At 37.0% G+C, this 18,625-nt stretch carries 18 protein-coding genes; 7 read left to right on the top strand and 11 right to left on the bottom strand.

The window, feature by feature from the left end; genetic code table 11:
• Nucleotides 1–100 precede the first annotated feature (100 nt).
• On the top strand, nt 101–580 hold the full coding sequence (locus tag U9M49_RS12495) for a GyrI-like domain-containing protein (RefSeq protein ID WP_289435023.1): 480 nt from the start codon (nt 101–103) through the stop codon (nt 578–580).
• Nucleotides 581–621: 41 nt separating this feature from the next.
• On the opposite strand, the gene U9M49_RS12500 is transcribed toward U9M49_RS12495, so the two are convergent.
• Nucleotides 622–2,013 carry a PLP-dependent aminotransferase family protein gene (locus U9M49_RS12500; RefSeq protein ID WP_322909893.1) on the bottom strand — a complete coding sequence of 464 codons (1,392 nt, stop codon included), beginning with the start codon at nt 2,011–2,013 and terminating at the stop codon, nt 622–624.
• Between the two features lie 110 nt (nt 2,014–2,123).
• Here U9M49_RS12500 and U9M49_RS12505 point away from each other — a divergent pair, with 110 nt between their 5' ends.
• Nucleotides 2,124–2,660, top strand: coding sequence for a pyridoxamine 5'-phosphate oxidase family protein (locus U9M49_RS12505; protein ID WP_281202976.1), 537 nt, complete (start codon nt 2,124–2,126; stop codon nt 2,658–2,660).
• Here the strand turns inward: U9M49_RS12505 and U9M49_RS12510 are convergent.
• From U9M49_RS12510 to U9M49_RS12530, 5 genes are all read right to left on the bottom strand, one after another.
• The gene (locus U9M49_RS12510) at nt 2,556–3,443 is read right to left on the bottom strand and encodes a hypothetical protein (protein WP_322909894.1); all 888 of its coding nucleotides are present in this window, start codon (nt 3,441–3,443) and stop codon (nt 2,556–2,558) included. The two genes, U9M49_RS12505 and U9M49_RS12510, sit on opposite strands and share 105 nt — an antisense overlap.
• Nucleotides 3,444–3,623: 180 nt before the next feature.
• Nucleotides 3,624–5,069, bottom strand: coding sequence for a DEAD/DEAH box helicase (locus U9M49_RS12515; RefSeq protein ID WP_322909895.1), 1,446 nt, complete (start codon nt 5,067–5,069; stop codon nt 3,624–3,626).
• A gap of 122 nt (nt 5,070–5,191) precedes the next feature.
• Nucleotides 5,192–5,446, bottom strand: coding sequence for a VWA domain-containing protein (locus U9M49_RS12520; RefSeq protein WP_416337097.1), 255 nt, complete (start codon nt 5,444–5,446; stop codon nt 5,192–5,194).
• A 62-nt stretch (nt 5,447–5,508) separates the two neighbouring features.
• Nucleotides 5,509–6,441, bottom strand: a complete 933-nt coding sequence (locus U9M49_RS12525) for a TerD family protein (protein ID WP_322909896.1) — start codon at nt 6,439–6,441, stop codon at nt 5,509–5,511.
• 83 nt (nt 6,442–6,524) lie between these two features.
• The gene (locus U9M49_RS12530) at nt 6,525–6,752 is read right to left on the bottom strand and encodes a DUF3953 domain-containing protein (protein WP_281202980.1); all 228 of its coding nucleotides are present in this window, start codon (nt 6,750–6,752) and stop codon (nt 6,525–6,527) included.
• A 239-nt stretch (nt 6,753–6,991) separates the two neighbouring features.
• Between U9M49_RS12530 and rluF the strand changes: the two genes are divergently transcribed.
• The gene (gene rluF / locus U9M49_RS12535) at nt 6,992–7,699 is read left to right on the top strand and encodes a 23S rRNA pseudouridine(2604) synthase RluF (protein ID WP_095371384.1); all 708 of its coding nucleotides are present in this window, start codon (nt 6,992–6,994) and stop codon (nt 7,697–7,699) included.
• A 33-nt stretch (nt 7,700–7,732) separates the two neighbouring features.
• Here the strand turns inward: rluF and U9M49_RS12540 are convergent, their stop codons facing one another.
• A complete protein-coding gene (locus tag U9M49_RS12540; RefSeq protein ID WP_095371383.1) occupies nt 7,733–8,611 on the bottom strand; it encodes a radical SAM/SPASM domain-containing protein in 879 nt (292 codons plus the stop codon).
• 102 nt (nt 8,612–8,713) lie between these two features.
• On the bottom strand, nt 8,714–9,235 hold the full coding sequence (locus U9M49_RS12545; protein ID WP_322909897.1) for a lysozyme inhibitor LprI family protein: 522 nt from the start codon (nt 9,233–9,235) through the stop codon (nt 8,714–8,716).
• 184 nt (nt 9,236–9,419) lie between these two features.
• On the opposite strand from U9M49_RS12545, the gene U9M49_RS12550 reads away from it, so the two are divergent.
• Entirely contained in the window at nt 9,420–10,280 is an 861-nt protein-coding gene (locus tag U9M49_RS12550) for a DUF1672 family protein (protein WP_322909898.1), read from the top strand.
• A 15-nt stretch (nt 10,281–10,295) separates the two neighbouring features.
• Nucleotides 10,296–11,114, top strand: a complete 819-nt coding sequence (locus U9M49_RS12555) for an alpha/beta hydrolase (protein ID WP_322909899.1) — start codon at nt 10,296–10,298, stop codon at nt 11,112–11,114.
• 82 nt (nt 11,115–11,196) lie between these two features.
• On the opposite strand, the gene U9M49_RS12560 is transcribed toward U9M49_RS12555, so the two are convergent.
• Nucleotides 11,197–12,084 (bottom strand): AbaSI family restriction endonuclease, encoded by an 888-nt coding sequence (locus U9M49_RS12560; protein ID WP_322909900.1) that lies wholly within the window; start codon nt 12,082–12,084, stop codon nt 11,197–11,199.
• Nucleotides 12,085–12,509: 425 nt separating this feature from the next.
• The gene (locus U9M49_RS12565) at nt 12,510–15,620 is read right to left on the bottom strand and encodes a DEAD/DEAH box helicase (RefSeq protein ID WP_322909901.1); all 3,111 of its coding nucleotides are present in this window, start codon (nt 15,618–15,620) and stop codon (nt 12,510–12,512) included.
• A 261-nt stretch (nt 15,621–15,881) separates the two neighbouring features.
• Between U9M49_RS12565 and U9M49_RS12570 the strand changes: the two genes are divergently transcribed.
• Complete coding sequence (locus U9M49_RS12570; RefSeq protein ID WP_322909902.1) at nt 15,882–17,522, top strand: DUF2075 domain-containing protein; 1,641 nt, start codon at nt 15,882–15,884, stop codon at nt 17,520–17,522.
• 3 nt (nt 17,523–17,525) lie between these two features.
• Nucleotides 17,526–17,831 (top strand): nucleotide pyrophosphohydrolase, encoded by a 306-nt coding sequence (locus tag U9M49_RS12575; protein WP_322909903.1) that lies wholly within the window; start codon nt 17,526–17,528, stop codon nt 17,829–17,831.
• A 347-nt stretch (nt 17,832–18,178) separates the two neighbouring features.
• On the opposite strand, the gene U9M49_RS12580 is transcribed toward U9M49_RS12575, so the two are convergent.
• Entirely contained in the window at nt 18,179–18,538 is a 360-nt protein-coding gene (locus tag U9M49_RS12580) for a MerR family transcriptional regulator (RefSeq protein ID WP_095371373.1), read from the bottom strand.
• Between the last annotated feature and the right edge of the window lie 87 nt (nt 18,539–18,625).

Below are 18,625 nucleotides of genomic sequence, written 5' to 3' on the forward strand. Positions count from 1 at the left end.
TAAACAGTATCATTTTTTGACATGATTTAAAGTTATTATAAACTCATCAAATGAAAACACCAATCATTTGGTCAAATTTCAAGAAAGAAGGACGATAAAAATGGCTAATTATTCATTACAAGAAAAAGAAGGTTTCGTCGTATTAGGCTTTGGAATTGAAATTGTAGCGGACTATAGAGACCAAGAAAGCATCAATCAACAGAAAAGCGATTTCTGGGAAACTGTGAAAAAGGATGGCACACTTGAGCAGCTTCAATCCGTGGCAGACAATAATTATATTTTCGCAGTCAACGAAGCGGTCAATAACAAAATGATGCATTATGCAGGCGTGATGACTGAAAAGACATTACCTGATGCAACGAGAATTATCCAATTTCCTAAAGGACCCTACCTCGTTGTCGAAGGGAAAGCTGACTCCGCTCAAGAATTAAGTAATCAACTAACAGCTGTGGCCTTTGGTCAAGCATTAGTAGAAATGACTGACTATGCCTATGTTGGCGGACCAAACACAACAGTGGAAATGAGTGAGGACAACGGTACAGTATACGGTGAAATGTGGATTCCTGTTGTTAAAAAATAATAGGAATGGTAATCCCACTTTTAAAGTGGGATTACTTTCGTTTATATGCAACTAGCTAAAAGCGCAATTCCCTCTTCAATTTCCTCAATGGATAGTCCACCAAACCCAAGCATGATATACCTTTGGCTGTCGCTAATTGGATGTAGCCAAAAACGTGAAGGGGCGTAAACTTTTACACCTTTTTTTAACCCTTTTTCAATCACTTGTGGTGCTGCCTGCCCTTGTAATTCTAGGAGGATATGTAAGCCCGATTTTTCCCCAATAATTTTTACTTTATTGCCTAAATGTTGCTCAATACTATTTAATAGTGTTTGATGTTTTCTCTGATATGTTTTTCTCATTCTCCGAATATGCCGTTCAAAATCACCTGCATGCATAAACTTAGCCATAGCTACTTGTATCATTGGTGAAACTGGCTGATTATAATCAGGAAACATCTGTCCGTACTGCTTCATTAATGAAGGTGGAAAAACGATAAAGCTCATGCGCATGGAAGGGAGAAATGATTTTGAAAAAGTTCCTAAGTAGATGACTTTTTCTTCTTCATCTAGCGATTTGAGCGAGGGGATAGGCTGACCTTGATAACGAAACTCCCCGTCATAATCATCCTCGATAATATAACCAGCTGATTGATAAGCCCAGTTAAGCATTTGCGTTCTTTTACCGACTGGAAGAATCATCCCAAACGGAAATTGGTGAGAAGGGGTCACATAAACGGCTTTTGCCTTACTTTTCTGTAGATGATAGATAGATAAACCATCTTTCTCGAGCGGCACAGGGACCATCTCACAGCCTTGATCAACAAAGACGGTACGCCCCCCACTATAGCCCGGCTCTTCTATCGCCACCTCTTTTCCCTGCAGTTTCAAAAGTCGGCAAATAATCTCTACTGCTGATTGTGTGCCACTCGTAATCAAAATCTGCTCTGGTCTCGTATGAACTCCTCTTGATTGCAATAAATAGGTGGCAATCTCTTGCCGTAATAACCATTCTCCTTGCTTGTCGCTATACTGAGATAACGCCTGTCCTTCCTCTTCGATGGCATGAGAGAGAGATTTTTTCCAACTTTTAAAAGGGAATTTTTCTACATCGATGTTTCCATATTCAAAGTCAATCATCGTCTTAGATGATGACTTCCTTTCAATTATTGCTGGTGATGCCTCTTCTGAAGATTGCGAGAGTCGTTCCTCTATTTCTGCCACCCAAATCCCACTGCGAGGTATACTCTCAAGATATCCTTCTGCTTGTAACTGCTGATACGCTGCGTCCACAGTATTTCTACTAATCTGCAAGTGATGGGTCAGTTGCCTAATCGATGGCACCTTTGTCCCCGGCAATAGCCGTCCCTCTTCAATTTCTGTCTTCATCCAATGATAAAGCTGACTATAAAGTGGTATCGTTTTTTCCCTGTGAATAAATGGTGTGATTTCCATCCCACATAACCCCCAACTGTCCCTAAGAAACTTTCCCTTTCTGGCACTTTTCTTAAATACAGATTTTTCTTACGATTATTTTAACATTTACAAAGAAGGATGGGATGGAAATGTCATATGAAATTCGCAATCAAAAATTAGCGTGCACAGATCAGGCCCTAATTGAACAACTAATAAGTAATACACGTACAGGCTATCTGGGATTAACTGATGGTGATCATCCTTACGTCGTTCCGTTAAACTATACCTGGATGAACGGATCGCTCTATTTTCACGGTGCTGCTGCCGGCAGAAAAATTGAAATAATCCGCGAGAACCCTCATTGCTGTTTCACCATCGCAGAAGATTACGGTACAATGGTTAGCCCGATTCCGGCGAAAACGGACACTGCCTATATGAGCGTTATGCTTTTCGGGCAACTTCAAGCCGTAACGGACATAACAGAAGCCACCGCCGCTATGCAAGGCATGCTCGATAAATACGTCCCCGGATACTACGATAAAAAACTGGCTCAAACTCATGTGGAAAAATACCAATCTTCTTTAGGGAGTTATACGATGGTTTTTAAATTGACACCATCTGAGGTGACGGCGAAGGAGAATAAAATGGTGGAGGAGGCGCGGTTTTATCCTGGGAGAAGGGTATAAAGCTACGGTACTTCTTAAACCGACCAGAAGGAGAGGGGAAGTTTTTGCTCTACTTAATGCACCTATAAAAGCACCTTCGTTTGCGAACGAGGCGAAGACATGTATGGCTAACGCACGTAAATCTTGTTCCTTTTCTCTCGGCTTTTGCACGCATCTCTTGTTTTCGCGCAATTCCCCTTCCTCTTTTCTCAAGTCTTGCGCGTATCTCTTGTTTTCGCGCAATTCTTCTTCCTCTTTTCTCAAGTCTTGCGCGTATCTCTTGTTTTCGCGCAATTCCCCTTCCTCTTTTCTCGGGTTTTGCGCGTATCTCTTGTTTTCGCGCAATTCTTCTTCCTCTTTTCTCAGGTTTTGCGCGCATCTCTTGTTTTCGCGCAATTCCCCTTCCTCTTTTCTCGGGTTTTGCGCGCATCTCTTGTTTTCGCGCAATTCTTCTTCCTCTTTTCTCAAGTCTTGCGCGTATCCCTTTTTTTCGCGCAATTCTTCTTCCCCTTTCTCGGGTTTTGCGCGTATCTCTTGTTTTCGCGCAATTCTTCTTCCTCTTTTCTCGGGTCTTGCGCGTATCTCTTGTTTTCGCGCAATTCTCCTTCCTCTTTTCTCGGGTTTTGCGCGCATCTCTTGTTTTCGCACAATTCCCCTTCCTCTTTTCTCGGGTCTTGCGCGCATCTCTTGTTTTCGCGCAATTCTTCTTCTGCTTTTCTGAGCTTTTGCGTGCATCCCAGCTTTTTCGCGCAATTCTTCTTCTTCTTTTCTAAGCTTTTGCGCGCATATCCGTTTTACGCGCAATTCTTATTCTTCTTTTCTGAGCTTTTGCGCACATCCCCGCTTTTCGCGCAATTCTCCTTCCTTCTTTTCGGGGTTTTGCGCGCACCTCCTCTTTACGCCCAAAGCCCTTTTGTTCATCCTTCTTCTTATAGATCATAAAAAAAGTGAAGAATCCCAAAGATTCTTCACTTCTCTACCCGTTCATTTCCTCGCCACATGGACTTTCAATTGCTTTCCTTTGACAGTTGTATGCTTCATTGTTTCCAACACAAGCGGACCTTTATCATTTAGAATTTCTACATAGGATGCCGTATCTTGGATAGTAATAATCCCTATGTCATCGGCGGTGACACCGTCTATTTTAGCGATGGTTCCAACGAAGTCGACTGCTCTAAGTTTCTTTTTCTTACCGCCATTGAAATAGAGTTTCATGATCTGTTTATTTAACTTTTCGCTTTTCGCCTCTTTTAATGGTGGTTCGCTGTTCAGCTTTTCTAAAAATGCCGGCCTCGCCGCTGACACTGCCGCTTTCGAAGGCGCTTCAGATGCTGGGATTTGGAAGCCAATATATGCTTCTATTTCTTTAAGAAATTTATCTTCACGCGGTGTCACAAAGGTAATCGCCTTACCGTGATGTCCTGCTCGCCCTGTTCTTCCTGTCCTGTGCACATAGCTTTCCTTCTCTAACGGAATATCATAATTAAAAACGTGCGTGATTTGATCAATATCAATTCCTCTTGCCGCGACATCCGTTGCAACTAAGTAACGAAATTCGCCTCTGCGGAAGTCTTCCATTACTTCTAAACGATCGTATTGTTCCATACCTCCATGAATCATATCACAATCGTACCCTTTATCGGTTAACTCGTCACAAAGTGTATCAACGCGCTCCTTCGTTCGACAGAAAATAATCGCACTATCTGGATTTTCAATAGTTGTCACATCCGTTAACAATGACAACTTCTCGTTTTCTGATACCGTATAAAGACTATGTTCTATTTGCTTTGTGGTCAGCCCGCTAGCTTTGACCTCAATATCTATAGGAGTTTTCATATAATCAAGTGATAACGTTCTTACGCGGTCAGGTAGCGTAGCTGAGAAAAGATACGTATTCCGCTGTTTCGGCATCTCGTCAATAATCGCTTCAACTTGTTCGATAAAGCCCATATTAAGCATTTCGTCGGCTTCATCAATGACTAAATATTTCACTTCATCGAGCGCGAGCGTACCCTTTTCAATATGATCAAGCACACGCCCAGGCGTACCAACGACAACATGCACTTTCTGCTTTAACTCATTCTTTTGGATATGAAACGGTTGTTTACCAACGACTGCTGCTGCCTTAATCCGTTTAAAACGGCCAACATTGATGATATCTTCTTTCACCTGTACCGCCAGTTCCCTTGTTGGTGTCAAGACAATCGCCTGCGGCTTATTTTCCTGCCAATCGACTAACTCACAAATCGGAATAGCGTAAGAAGCCGTTTTCCCGCTCCCTGTTTGTGATTTCACCACAAGGTCAATCTTCTCAAGTATTAACGGTATCACCTTTGCTTGTACTTCTGTTGGTGTATGATAATCTAAACTATCCAACGCTTTTATCATCTCATTGCTTAATGGATAATCTGAAAAACTCTTTTTGGTCATGTGAAAAACCTCATTTTTTTCTTATTATTCTCGTTCATAAACTTCTATTATACAGTATCCAAATACGAAAAAGAAAAACGGTCTGTTCATACACATAATCCAACCCTCAAAACGCGATCACTTTATTGAATCATGCCATGTTGTTTAGCTGATGTCAGCCATGATGGGAACTCATCTAATAACCGATTATATAATTCATCATCTGTAATTTTATCTAAATCATCCAATGCGAAGAAACCGGCATTATCAATGACTCTTCCAGGTAATTGATCCAGTTTTTGTAGTACACCATAATTGGCATTGCCAATGCCGACGAATTGCCAAAATAAGTTTTCCTTGGAACAATCAATAAGGATTTTTGATATCTTATGATCCAAATAAATGCCGCCATCACTAAAAAAGATAATGTATGTAGGTAAATCACTGCGAGGGTCTTCCTTTACATATTTCTAATGACATCTTTCATCACCACAGGCTCGTTATTTCCTACTCCTAGCCCACTAAATATTTTGGGACGAGGATAAGTTCTCTCAATATAACCCTCATAATCCTTTTCTGTTACGCTATTTGCCCGCATAGACTTAGAACCGAAAAACCACACATCTAATTCACCATCATCGTCCATACATGCAGCAACTGCTAGAACACGTTCGAATGCGCGCTGTACCACGCCTTTTTCATATAAAAGTGACATCGACCCAGAAGCATCAAATACAACCGCTACCCGTGCTCTCACTTGCTGTATTTTCTTCTTTTCTAAAGAAATGGTTACTTTCTTCTTTAACAAATCAATTTTGGATAGATGAATGGGTGCATTTGATGGTGTGGGCTTTTGTTCCGGAACAGAAGGCGCCTCTTCTTCCGCTACCTTTACACCAAACGATTCAGCTAAAGGCTTTAACCCACCATTAAACCCTCTTCCTATTGCGCGGAATTTAAAGTAAGACTGATAGCGATAGACCTCCACAAGTACTAGCGCCCGCTCTTCTGTCGCATCATCTACCTCATAATGAACCATTCCTTGAGGACTATTAACAGTAATGGCTAGTCCTTGAACCGTACGAAATGATTCCTGCCCATCAAGCGTAGCGGTAAACGAACAGCTTTGAATTACTGAAGATAGTTTGTCTAAATTTATGGTAAACACAACTAGCTTCTCTTTATTTTGTTGCAGAAAGACACTCTCTTCCGGATCTTTCTTTTGGTTATAAAAAACCATGTAATCATCCGAAGGTACATGACCGTCCCCTGTAACTAGGAAAGCGCTAATGTCTAATTCAACCTCTCCTTGCCATTTAACCTCGATTGTAACTAATCCCTCTTTTGGAAGTTGGATATTTGCTCCTTTTCTAAGGGAAACCGTGTTCGACATAACCATCATCTCCAACCTTTTTCTTTCCATTATAATCTTAAAATGGTTGGTAAATGGAAAAAAATATTTTATAGGCTCTAACTTCATAAGAGTCTTTCAATGGATACATAAAAGGAAAATAAAAATACAACAATGAGAAATACGCCCATTCCCTTCTCTTCTTTCTTAAATGCTTCGATACCCAAAGCCAACATAGTAAGACTTAAGAATAAAATCATGATACCCACAAACGTAAAATCTTCGGTCACTACTCCATATGTAGCAAATAAGAGAGTAACTACAGATAAGACATAACGTAGTATTTTTAGCAAAACAACCCACCTTTCTTACATAAACAAATTGGGTCCTTTAGTTTCCTTGTTTTGTGACACTCTTAATCTATCATACTTCTCTTTTGCGTTTATGTTAGTATCAAATTCAGTAAACACCTTATGTAGAACGATAAGAAAAACGAAGCATTTAATAAAAAAAATAGCAGAAACGTTTGTGATTATTCCTTAAAATAAGTATAGTTAGTACTTAACGAATCATTTAAAAAGGATGTGGCAATATGCGCCTTAATAAATATATTAGTGAATCAGGAAAGGCTTCTAGAAGAGGAGCGGATAAATTAATTGCTGACGGGAGAGTCACCATTAATGGGAAACGTGCTGCGATTGGTACTCAAGTCGAACCCGGCGATGACGTTCGTGTAGACGGTAATCAAATCCGTGTAGCCAGAAATAATGTTTATATTGCGCTCAATAAACCTGTAGGGATTACGAGCACAACCGAAAAGGGTGTCAAAGGGAATATCGTCGACCTCGTGAATCACCCATTACGCATATTTAATATCGGCCGTTTAGATAAAGACTCAGAGGGCTTAATCTTAATGACCAATGACGGTGATATCGTGAATGAGATCTTACGTGCGGAAAACCAGCATGAAAAAGAATATATCGTTTCTGTCGACAAACCGATCACGCCTGAATTCGTGAAGCAGATGTCAGAAGGTGTGAAAATCTTAGGGACCACTACCCTACCTTGTAAAATCGTCCCCTTATCCAAATTTGATTTTCAAATCACTTTAACACAAGGTCTCAACCGCCAAATTCGCCGCATGTGTGCTGAATTCGGCTACGACGTATTACGTTTACAAAGGATTCGCATCATGAATATCAACTTAGGTTCCCTCCCGCCTGGACAATGGCGCGATTTGTCTAAGAAGGAGAAGAATCAATTGTTTAGAGAGTTGAATTATGAGCCTAAGGAATGGTAAAAAAGGGAATCTAGGCTAACCTAGATTCCCTTTTTATTTCCCAAACCGTTTACGATACCCACATTTCCTACATAATTCCTCGACAGCCTCTCTTCGCGAAAAGCCATCAACGAGATTCTTTGCTCGATCCATTTCAATAATCTCCGAAAAAGAATTTTCATTAATATTGCCGAGATTGATGATACCCTCCCCATCTAAACAGCATGGAATTACGGTACCATTGGCTAAGATGCCCGCTTGATTACGCATGCCGTAACAGAAGCCTTTGCCATCATCCTCTTCTTCATGAAGAGCGGGCCACTGAAATTCATAATCTTGATTAATATAAATACGATCAGCAATTTTCACACCGCTACCAGGTACGACCTTTTCTTCAATGCGATAATCCAAGTTAAATTCTTTTTCAATGATTTCCAGCACTTCTCTATTTCGCTTTTTCTCCAAATTCGTCGCATTATCCTGCGTCAAGTTCCATAGCCTTAGTGACACAATCAGCTCCGATTGACTCGTCGCTTCCTTAATAAACGAAAGAATACTCTTTACATATCCTTCTTTATCCTCCGAACCTATATGGCCATCAAAACTGTGAAGTGAGAAATTCATCTGCCTTAGAGCCGGCTTGTTCAATAACTTCTCCCTCTTCTTATTAATGAGCGTCCCATTGGTTGTAATATTGACCTTAAAGCCTTTTTCGTGACTGATATCAAGCAACTGCCCAATTTTCGGATGAAGCAGCGGCTCACCCTTCACATGCAAATAAATATAATCCGTATGCGGCTTAATCTGATCCAACCGCTTCGCAAAATCTTCCAAAGAAATAAACTGCTTCGCCCGTTCTGTCGGCGGACAAAAACTACAAGCCAAATTACAAACACTCGTAATCTCCAAATAAAACTTCTTGAACTTTTTCAACTTCTCTTCCTCGATTCTTTACCTACTTCAAACAATTTGCACTACTATACTAATTAAAGCAGATATATCGTAGGATGGGTATAGGGAGTTTTTGGCCTACTACTACAAATAGGTATTGATTAGCTCGTAACACCTTTCTTTAGTAAGATTGGCGAGGACGGATACATATTCTAGCTGTTCCTGTGTTCCACCTTCAAATTTTAATGACGCATTTTTTGCCGTATCATCTCTTTCATTGAGCCAATTTCGTTGTTCTTCTCTTAAATGAGCCATCTTTTCTGTTGAAAGTTCCTCCTCTAACACTTGATAAACTTCATTCAACAACGCATCCCAAGCATCATATCGATCACCCTCTACTTTTTTCATTGCATAAGTGGATGCATCCGCTGGTTTTACTTCTTCCAACTCTTTTTGCATACGATTGAATTCTTTTATATACGTCTCTTTTAAAGAATTCTCATTATGAGTGATTGGAGGCTGTTCTTTTTCGCTTTGGGTAGGGACTTGTTTTGTTTGTTCCGTATCCAACTGTTTATGTGTCTCATTACCAGTAGTTCCACAAGCCGAAATCATAAGCACTAATAAAAGCCATACAGTGGTAATAAAAATCCCCTTATTCTTCATACAATCTCCCCTCGTTCCCCTATTCCATATCTCCTATTTTTGCATAAAAAGGGTAATTTTTCACCTACGAATCTGTAAATATCTAACTTTCTTCGCTACAATAAAAGGAAGATCTTTTTGGAGGGAGTAAACAAAAATGGTTCCTATCTTTAAGATTTCTCTTTTTTGTCTGGGAATAATCATCATGTTGGGTGGATGTTCTAATCCAACTGACACGAGTGAGACAAATGCTTCTGATGACGCCTTAGTAAGTGTGGCGGAATACAACGGTGAAGGCTATGCCTTACCATACGGAAAAGAAACCGATCAGATTGCCGAAGATCATCGAGAACAAATTGAAAAGGCCGCAGTCGCACTTTTTCAAGAAAACTACCAAACCGAAGTCGTAGTGCACAATGTAGTCGGAGCATTAGATGCCGCCACGGTCTTTGTGGAATCGGTGGGTGAACCTCATTTTTATACATACGCTGTTGTACCAATTGATGAAAAAGAAAAGAAAGTAATGACCGAGCATATTTCAGCCGAAGCCTTTCAAGTAGAAAACGCTATGAAGGGCGGGTTATATCATATGATTTTTAGCAATGAGTTCAAGAAGCTTGATGATTACTTTGAGTCATTGGTTGCAGAAGGAGAAGTGGTTGGTAAAACAGAAGCAGCGCTTGAAAATGTTGGTGGACATGGCTTTATGACGCCTTATTATTTTATTTCTACTGACCCTGATGATGCCGCCATCAAACCCGTGTATGACCTTTATTTACAAAACCCTGATTCGAATATTGAAACGCTAAGAGATGCGTATGAGGAAAGCTTATTTGATAAAGAAAACTTCCAAATTAATATCCAATTGTTTATGAAAGAGCAACAAGCAGAACCTAGTGAAGAGATTTTTACACAAGTGATAAGTGACCTCGAGGAAATGAACAATATTCCTAAAGGAACTTACAGCCTTTATTTAAATGATCATTTCATACATGTGGAATCTAGTGAAGGTGCGAAGGAGAATTCTTTGAAGCGGGCGTTTCCGGATTATATTGTTAAAGAGTGAGGAGTGCGAGCTTTCATGACTACTGTACTTATTGAAGATATTGAATACGGTAAAGTAAATGGGGTACCGTTGATGTTAGATATTATTCGCCCTACCAAACTTCCAGATGAACCAATGCCGGTAATCATTTATATTCATGGTGGAGGTTGGTCCAGTGGAGATAAAGCTGGAGTAGGTGGTCGAGAATGGAATTCATATTTTGCTAAGAATGGTTATTTTGTCATCAACATCAATTATAGATTGAGTGGTGAAGCAATTTTCCCCGCGCAAATTCATGACTGTAAAGCAGCCGTCCGCTGGTTAAGAGCTAATCATGTAAACTACCATATTCATCCTGAAAAAATAGGGGTTTGGGGACACTCCGCAGGCGGACACCTCTCAGCTCTTTTAGCGACATCTATTGGAAATGATGAATTAGAAGGAGGATCAGGGCATCCTCATTACCCGACTCATATAAATTGTGTAGTTACAGTTTCAGCCCCTATTGATATACTCAAAATGGGCGGATGGCATGATCTAGAAAATTCTCATGAAGCCAAACTTATTGGAGAAATAACCGTTCAAAAAAATGCGGAACTTGCCAAAAAAACAAACCCTATCCCATACATCAACGACAAAAGCAAGAACATACCTTTTTTAATCATACATGGTGAAGACGATAAAATCGTTCCGGTCTCTCAAGCCCGATTAATATATGAAAACCTCCCTAATGCTGCGCTTCTAACTGTTAAAGGCGCTGACCATGGGATGGAGGGTGGAAATATAACAATCACAACGTTATTAGAGATGATTTTGGCTTTTTTTGATCAGTCGTTGGTGAATAGAAAACTATAATAAACGATTATAAGGATTGGGATTAAATGGGGGAATATACAATTATACTCCTTCCCCCACCTGACCACTTCTATAAATACAATTAAACAATTCTAACCCGTTCACTTATACGATCATACCTAAGAAACTCGTCATTATCAGGTGAAACCCCTGAAATTTTGAAGACACCTACAAATCGATAACTATTAAAGCCGAGATTATTTTTGTATTTTGCAAATACTGCTCTTTCTCGGCCAACATTCATTTCTTCCATATAATTTTTTGTTCTTTCTTTGGCGATGGCAACGTCCTGGTGAGATTCATCTATGTAAGTCCAATCTTCTGCCAATAGATTTAACCAACCGCTGGCAACTGATTTTGTATCCCCGTTTTCTACGATGGAGAGTTTCGGACACCATAACCAGGTTTTATCTATCACTCGAAAATAGCTCAATTGATACCTCTTAGCATTCTTACCGAATACAGTATTGGCGATATCTTTTATGTCCTTGAATTGCACATTATCGTGAATAGAGAGATATTCTTTTTGTTTTAATTCGCTTAATTCTTCTTCATATGTCATCCAATTCAATGTTGTTTTCACTACCGCCGCTTTATTTTTAATAATAGATACGACCTCGTGGATTCTAGCATTTATCTCATCTATAGATTTCGTCGCATCCATTCTATACACTTGAAAATCCTCAATGGATTCCTCATAAACCGCCGAAATAATATCATCCATACGTAAATTGTCTTCTGTATGATGATTTAGATGATAGGCTTCGTCTACTTCTATCCCTATCTTTAATTGGGGAAAATAAAGGTCCATCAAAGCATATCGGCCATTTTGCCGCTTCACATACTGTTGGCTTACCGGCTTAATATTCATATTGTCTAACTTATGCCAAATCGCCGTTAAAATATAGTTTTCATAGTCTTTTCTTTTTGTTCTTGAGAAAGTCTTTATTAGGTAGTCGCGTTTGTTCATGTCGGTACCCCTCTTTTCTGTCTTTAACTACTATTCCAAAAATATCTTTTAAGAACATCATCAACTAATCCTGAGTATAGAAATTGTTAGTTATAGGTGTTCCTCAAAAAATGATACTAATTCTATCCATCTATTTCATTGAATTTAAAACTTTAATACCCTGCACTTTCACCCCTAAGTAGAATGCGTAGTTTTATAACAAAAGGGCTATTCATTTTCCATATATCAATAACCAAACATCCACACTTCTGTTTTAGGGGGAAAGATTGAATCATAATATGATTATTCCAAAGAGGTGGGACATAACTACATGACACAACTATAAAACCGAAAGGTGATTTGATAAACAATTAAAACAAAGAAAATCAGAGCTAACTCGAAATCCGAATGAAGATTCTCGATTAAGAATTCGGTTTTTTCTCTGGTCAAAAAACTTTTGTTCTAGTTTCATTATAATCATCAATAATAGAAATTGTTTTATTTGCCACTTCACTACCAAGGGATGCATATAATTTTTTATCTCCAATAATATAAAATTCCTCTTTTGCTCGTGTAGCTGCAACATTCATCATATTTGGATCAGAAACAGCCCACCTTGCTGCCCCACTGCTATTTGAGTCAGCTCCAAGAACAAAATAGACAATTTTTGCTTCTTTACCTTGAAAAGTATGAACAGTCCCGATATTGGCTATTTTTCCATTTTCCCGTTTCGTGAAGTTAATCTCATCTAATACACGTGCAAGTTTATATGCCACATTTCTAAAAGGAGTTATAACATAGATATCGTCTGCTAATGCTGGACTTTCTTGCAAACCTTCTATAATTAAATTTTTCAATAAATCAGCTTGTTCTTTAACAAATTTATCATTTGCTTTCCCAGTTGAGTGATACCACTTTGATTTACCATTTGACTTTTCTTCAGGTTTCCCTTGTACCATTAACCCATCATAAGATATTTCATTTGAAATCGTAAACATTGGATAGTTTGAACGCCTGTGTACCCAAAGTGGTATGCCTATCCATTCATCATCATTTTTTTTGAATCCATACTGACTTGTGTCATCCACAATAGTTTGAGTAGAAACATCAGCAGCAACAAATTTCTCGTCAACTTTGTAATGTCTTCCAATCAAGGTCAATACATTTGAATCTAAACTCACTACTGGTTTTATCTGTGACGGATCCCCAACAACCATAATTTTTTTACTTCTTAATATTGCACCAACACTCGCTTGTGGTAAAGCTTGACCAGCTTCATCGATAAATAAATTACCAATTGAGTTTTCATTCATATTTTTAAACATTCTTCCAAAACTAGCAAATGTAGTACTAACAACAGGGATAGCGAAATTCAACCATTGCCATGATTCTGAAATTAACTGATACCCATTCTGTTTCCCTATGTATTCAGACTGCTTATTCCAAATAATCCTAGCAGCTTTTAAGTTTTTTCTGTTTTCATACAAGAATTGCTTTCTAACTTTCAAGGCAGAAATAAATAATTCTGATTGTAAAACTCGAAATTGCCTTGTAAACCACGGATTAGACTTTTGTAGTTCATCATACGGGAGTGAAAAATCCAGTTCACTTATTCCACTTTGAAACTTAAGTTCTTCCAATAGCTTAATTTCATTTTCGATTTTTTTAATATTATTTTGTTGAGTAGTCATCCATTTTTTGAAGTCATCTTGAATGATCCGAATTTTTCTTTCAATCTTCTCAGCTTTTATCTCATTATCCTTTTTCCTATTTTCTAGTAGTTTGCGATCGTTCAAAATTTTTGTTTTCTGTTGAGAAAGATCATTTAAAAGATCATTCGCATTATTGAGTTCTCTTGAATATTGTTCAACTTTTGACTTTTTAAATATCTTTTGAACCCATAAAAAACTTGGCTTTTGTGAAATAACAACATCATAATTCCGTTCTGCTTGAGTATACATATTAGCAATGTTATCAAGTTCAATGACAATATCCGATAAATCTTTTTGCAGATTTACACTTTCATGGTTATTTCTTTCTAGTTCAAGCCTAGCTTCTTTATCTTGTGATTCCAAAATCGATTCTCTTTTTTGTTTCTCCTGTTCAAAAGCGATGGATTGCTCTTTATGTTTATTTTTTAATTTTTTGAGAGAATATATTTTCTCACTATACTCTTGTATTTTCTCTCTTACAATTTTTATCTTTTCATATTTTTGTAAGAACTCTTGATATACACTTACACTTGTATTTGCTTGATAATTTTCTTCCAGATCTTTTTCAATTACTTCAATATTTAAAAGTAACTTATTAATATTTTTTGACGTACCACCTTCTAATGAAAATGCACCCCAATTTTCATCATTTAAAAGTTCACTTTCAATTTCGCGATTCTTCCCGAAACCTTTACCGTCCAATTTAGAATTAGAGACATCTTTGAAATAATTCGCTTCCTCTAGTTGTTTTTGAAATGCAATATCAATTTCCTCTTTCTTTGGTAACTCCATCACAATATTTTGGACTGCCCCATTGTTTGAACTTGCAACAATCATGTTTTTATCTGAAATCGATTGGGGTAATGTTCCAAGTCTTGCATTTTTCCAATAAACTAGATTTCCTTGAATAGTTTTATCAGGAAACTTGATAATTTCCGCTGCCTGTTGTACTACTAAATCAGCAAATATGTCTTTTAAGAGCGTAGTTTTCCCTGTCCCTGGTGGCCCATTAACACTTCGAATATCATTTTTATCATTTAAAGCAAGGTTTACAGCAACTTGTTGCATAAATGAAAGCGAAAAATCAGGATTACTGGGGAAACGCCCTAATGGATAAAATTTAGGTTGTAAGATTGTCTCAAAAATATTTGAGTTAAAGTGAATTGATTTTTTATTCCCGTCTAAATTTTTCCTATATCCAGAAAAACCATTAAAAAATCGATTCAAGTTTTCATTAGTTATTGTCTTTGCTTTGGTTAGATCTTCAATAAAGAATGAATGTAAATTGACATCTCCATTATCTAAGTTTTTCACAAATGCATAGCGGAAGTTCTCTTCGGATACATGATACTTTTGTAAAAGTTCGGAAATCGCGACATTAAAATCTTCGTGAAATTTCCTAACCAAGTTTTCTCTAAATGAGGTTTCAACTTTTAAAATATCTTCAGGCAAAACACCATGCTGATGAATATAGCCACTCATAGTAAAAAACAATTTGTCTGCTATGAAATTTAATTGATTATCAAAAAATAATGAGAAAGTAAATTTATCTGAGTTACTTACCTCTTCATATGTATTAGCAATCTTGTATTTTTCCCTTAAAATATCAACAACTTCTTGAAAATTAAAAATATCAAAATAAAATACTAATCCTGACTTTTTAAATTGCTTTTCTGAGACATTTTGCTGTTCTTTTTGTTTAATTAAAAAGGCTGAGAAAAAATAATGCCAGTCATCTTCCTTTTTATGTAACAGCTTTAGCGATTTGTCTTTTTTATTAATATCACCTTCAGAAAGCTGCTCTATTGTAATCCAGGCATTTATGATATCTTCCCTTTTATTCAACTTCTCACTCCCATTATCAAATATTTGTTAAAAACTTATTAAACCCTTTTAGCAGGATATAACGATCCAGTATTTGGAATAACCTATCTATCAAAATTATCGGCATTTCATCCATAATTTTCATGGTTTTTTAATGTGTCGTATATATAGTTAATCATCATTTAACCTAACATACCTTCACAAATACTGTACCCCCAATATATAACAATTGATTTGTAATATATGATACTATATAAAAAAAGACATACTGAGGATAAAAACATGAATGGATTAGTATTTGAAAAGATAAGTTTTACTCGTGATCATGTAAATGCTGTAAAGACACTGCACCTAAATAACTATCCTATTTTATATATACTATATAACGAGAAAAAGAGACCGTCCGCCTATATTGGACAGACGGTTCAAGCTTCACGACGTTTGAAAAAGCATCGAGAAGATAAAAAACGGAAAAATTTGAGCCATTCTATATTAATTGGACATGAAAAATTCAATCAGTCTGCGACCTACAATATTGAGTCGAACTTAATTAACTATTTCATTGCTGATAACCACTATCAATTGCAAAATGTTAGTCAAACACGTTCTAGGGTCATGCATAATTATTATCAGAAATCCTTCTATAATGAAGAACTCTTCCAAATGATTTGGGAGAAGCTTAGAGAAGAAAAAATCGTAAGTGATACTGTTGAAAACCTAAGGAATAAAGATATTTATAAACTTTCTCCATATAAAGAGCTTAACCCTCAACAACTCGATATTAAAAATGAAATTCTCAAATTTTGTAATGAAAATATTAAGAAGAACGGGAATCATGTTTTTGCTATTGAAGGTGACGCGGGGACTGGTAAAAGTGTTCTTTTAAGCTCTCTGTTTAATACCATTCAGGATCTAGCCAAAGATGATAGCTCTTTATTATATGGAACAGACAATTATTTGCTGGTGAATCACACTGAGATGTTGAAGACATATAAAAGCATTGCCAACAGTCTACCCAACTTGAAGAAAAAGAATCTGATGAAACCGACACCGTTTATTAACGAAAAGACAAGGGCGCAAGAAATAGCAGATATCGTTTTAATAGACGAAGCGCATTTGCTTCTTACAAAGGAAGATTCTTATAACAATTTTCGCTACCAAAACCAATTAGATGAAATCATAAAACGTAGTAAAATCACCATTGTTATCTTTGACCCAAACCAAGTTTTGAAGATTAAGAGTTATTGGAATGATCGATTACTAGCAGAAATCACTAGACAATATAACGCTAAGACGTTAGTACTTAAAGATCAAATGAGAATGAATGCTAATCCAGAAACAATTAAGTGGATTGACAATTTTGTTGCAAAAAAGATTCTACCGTTACCAATAGAAAATGACTCAACCTTCGAGCTTAAATTTTTCGAAGATCCAGGTACGTTCAAAACAGCTATTAAAAAGAAAAACAAAGAACTCGGTCTTTCTCGTATTGTCTCAACCTTTGATTATTTACATAAAAAAGACGGTAATACTTATATAGTTGATGAAAATGGAATCAATATGCCTTGGAATAGCACCCAAGATAGTACAACATGGGCAGAAAACCCAAATTCTATTAAGGAAGTTGGCTCCATTTATACTGTACAAGGATTTGACTTAAATTACGTTGGCGTTGTCCTTGGTCCATCGGTGAGCTACGATGTCGAACAAAGGAAATTAGTCATTGATCCTTTGAAATATAAAGATACCGGAGCATTTATTTCACGAACGGATTTACTGCCTGAAAAAAATCAAGAAATTAAAGAAGAAATTATCTTAAATTCTATTAATGTACTAATGAAGCGAGGCATCCATGGATTATATATTTACGCCACAGATCCTAAATTAAGACAGAGACTACTTGACTTAAAAAGGGGAAATTAATTTATGAGCGATATTAGGAACTTAATCAACACCATTAACGATTTTAGAGATGAAAGGAACTGGAGACAATATCACAACCCAAAGGACCTTGCCATCTCAATTTCTATCGAAGCAGCTGAACTACTAGAAGATTTCCAATGGATCAGCAGCGAAAAAGCACTCAAAGAAAATGGAGAAAATATTCGCGAGGAAATCGCAGATGTTCTAATTTACTCCTTAATGTTATGTTCTGACTTAAACTTAGATGTAAAAGAGATTATAGAGGATAAGATTGTGAAGAACGGGAAGAAGTATCCTGTGAATAAGTGATGACATCTACTGTTATCCCCTTCTCCCTCATATTCTTATTAAGATGAAGGGGGATCTTTAAATAAACTGATGAAGTATTATATTAAAAGACCCTCTTCTTATTTATAATGTTTGCAGTGATTCGTCATCACCAACTAGCCTTTCTCCTCAAATTCTTCGCTTATGCATAATAAAACAACTCAATTTTCTAAAAACAAAAGACAGATATCTTTAAAGGTAATTAGTTATTACATACCAATTATAATGCAATCTATCTACTAAATTTATCATCAGTATTTTTTAACTGTAACAGTTTATCTTGGTCTTCCATTTTGGTGCCTTTTAATTGTTGAGAAAAAACAATTTTCTCAACATTTCGTCTGAAACGCTGCTTTCCCTTCCAAAATGTCCTGCAAAAACTTTTTTGATTTGGTTAATTGTTTCCTGATATCATCTATTTCTTTGATTTTTTGTTCAACGATTGTTTTCTTTTCATCGTATGATAAGTTCATTTGTTGATTGACCATCATACTTATCTCTTCTATTGAAAAATCTGCGCATAGAAGTGCTTTTACATCCTCAAGGTACTCCACAATTTCTTCAGCATATACGCGATAATTATTTACATCTCGCTCAATATAACAGTCAGGAATTAGATTTTTGCGTTCATAGAATCTTAATGTGGATATGGGCAAATCCGTTAATTTCGAAACTTCATTTATTTTCATCATATGACCTCTTTTTTTATTGCTATAAACCTAGGTTCATAGTTCATAATGTGCTTATGATAACCAATGGCATATAAAATGTCAAAA

Source organism: Cytobacillus sp. OWB-43, from assembly GCF_034651445.1.
In the GTDB taxonomy this organism is placed as follows: domain Bacteria; phylum Bacillota; class Bacilli; order Bacillales; family Cytobacillaceae; genus Cytobacillus; species Cytobacillus kochii.

Excerpts from the sequence above, each read along its gene's own strand:
- U9M49_RS12495 (WP_289435023.1), top strand. The coding sequence starts at position 101 with ATGGCTAATTATTCATTACAAGAAAAAGAAGGTTTCGTCGTATTAGGC.
- U9M49_RS12500 (WP_322909893.1), bottom strand. The coding sequence starts at position 2,013 with ATGGAAATCACACCATTTATTCACAGGGAAAAAACGATACCACTTTAT.
- U9M49_RS12505 (WP_281202976.1), top strand. The coding sequence starts at position 2,124 with ATGTCATATGAAATTCGCAATCAAAAATTAGCGTGCACAGATCAGGCC.
- U9M49_RS12515 (WP_322909895.1), bottom strand. The coding sequence starts at position 5,069 with ATGACCAAAAAGAGTTTTTCAGATTATCCATTAAGCAATGAGATGATA.
- U9M49_RS12525 (WP_322909896.1), bottom strand. The coding sequence starts at position 6,441 with ATGTCGAACACGGTTTCCCTTAGAAAAGGAGCAAATATCCAACTTCCA.
- rluF (WP_095371384.1), top strand. The coding sequence starts at position 6,992 with ATGCGCCTTAATAAATATATTAGTGAATCAGGAAAGGCTTCTAGAAGA.
- U9M49_RS12545 (WP_322909897.1), bottom strand. The coding sequence starts at position 9,235 with ATGAAGAATAAGGGGATTTTTATTACCACTGTATGGCTTTTATTAGTG.
- U9M49_RS12550 (WP_322909898.1), top strand. The coding sequence starts at position 9,420 with ATGTTGGGTGGATGTTCTAATCCAACTGACACGAGTGAGACAAATGCT.
- U9M49_RS12555 (WP_322909899.1), top strand. The coding sequence starts at position 10,296 with ATGACTACTGTACTTATTGAAGATATTGAATACGGTAAAGTAAATGGG.
- U9M49_RS12560 (WP_322909900.1), bottom strand. The coding sequence starts at position 12,084 with ATGAACAAACGCGACTACCTAATAAAGACTTTCTCAAGAACAAAAAGA.
- U9M49_RS12570 (WP_322909902.1), top strand. The coding sequence starts at position 15,882 with ATGAATGGATTAGTATTTGAAAAGATAAGTTTTACTCGTGATCATGTA.
- U9M49_RS12575 (WP_322909903.1), top strand. The coding sequence starts at position 17,526 with ATGAGCGATATTAGGAACTTAATCAACACCATTAACGATTTTAGAGAT.
- U9M49_RS12580 (WP_095371373.1), bottom strand. The coding sequence starts at position 18,538 with ATGAAAATAAATGAAGTTTCGAAATTAACGGATTTGCCCATATCCACA.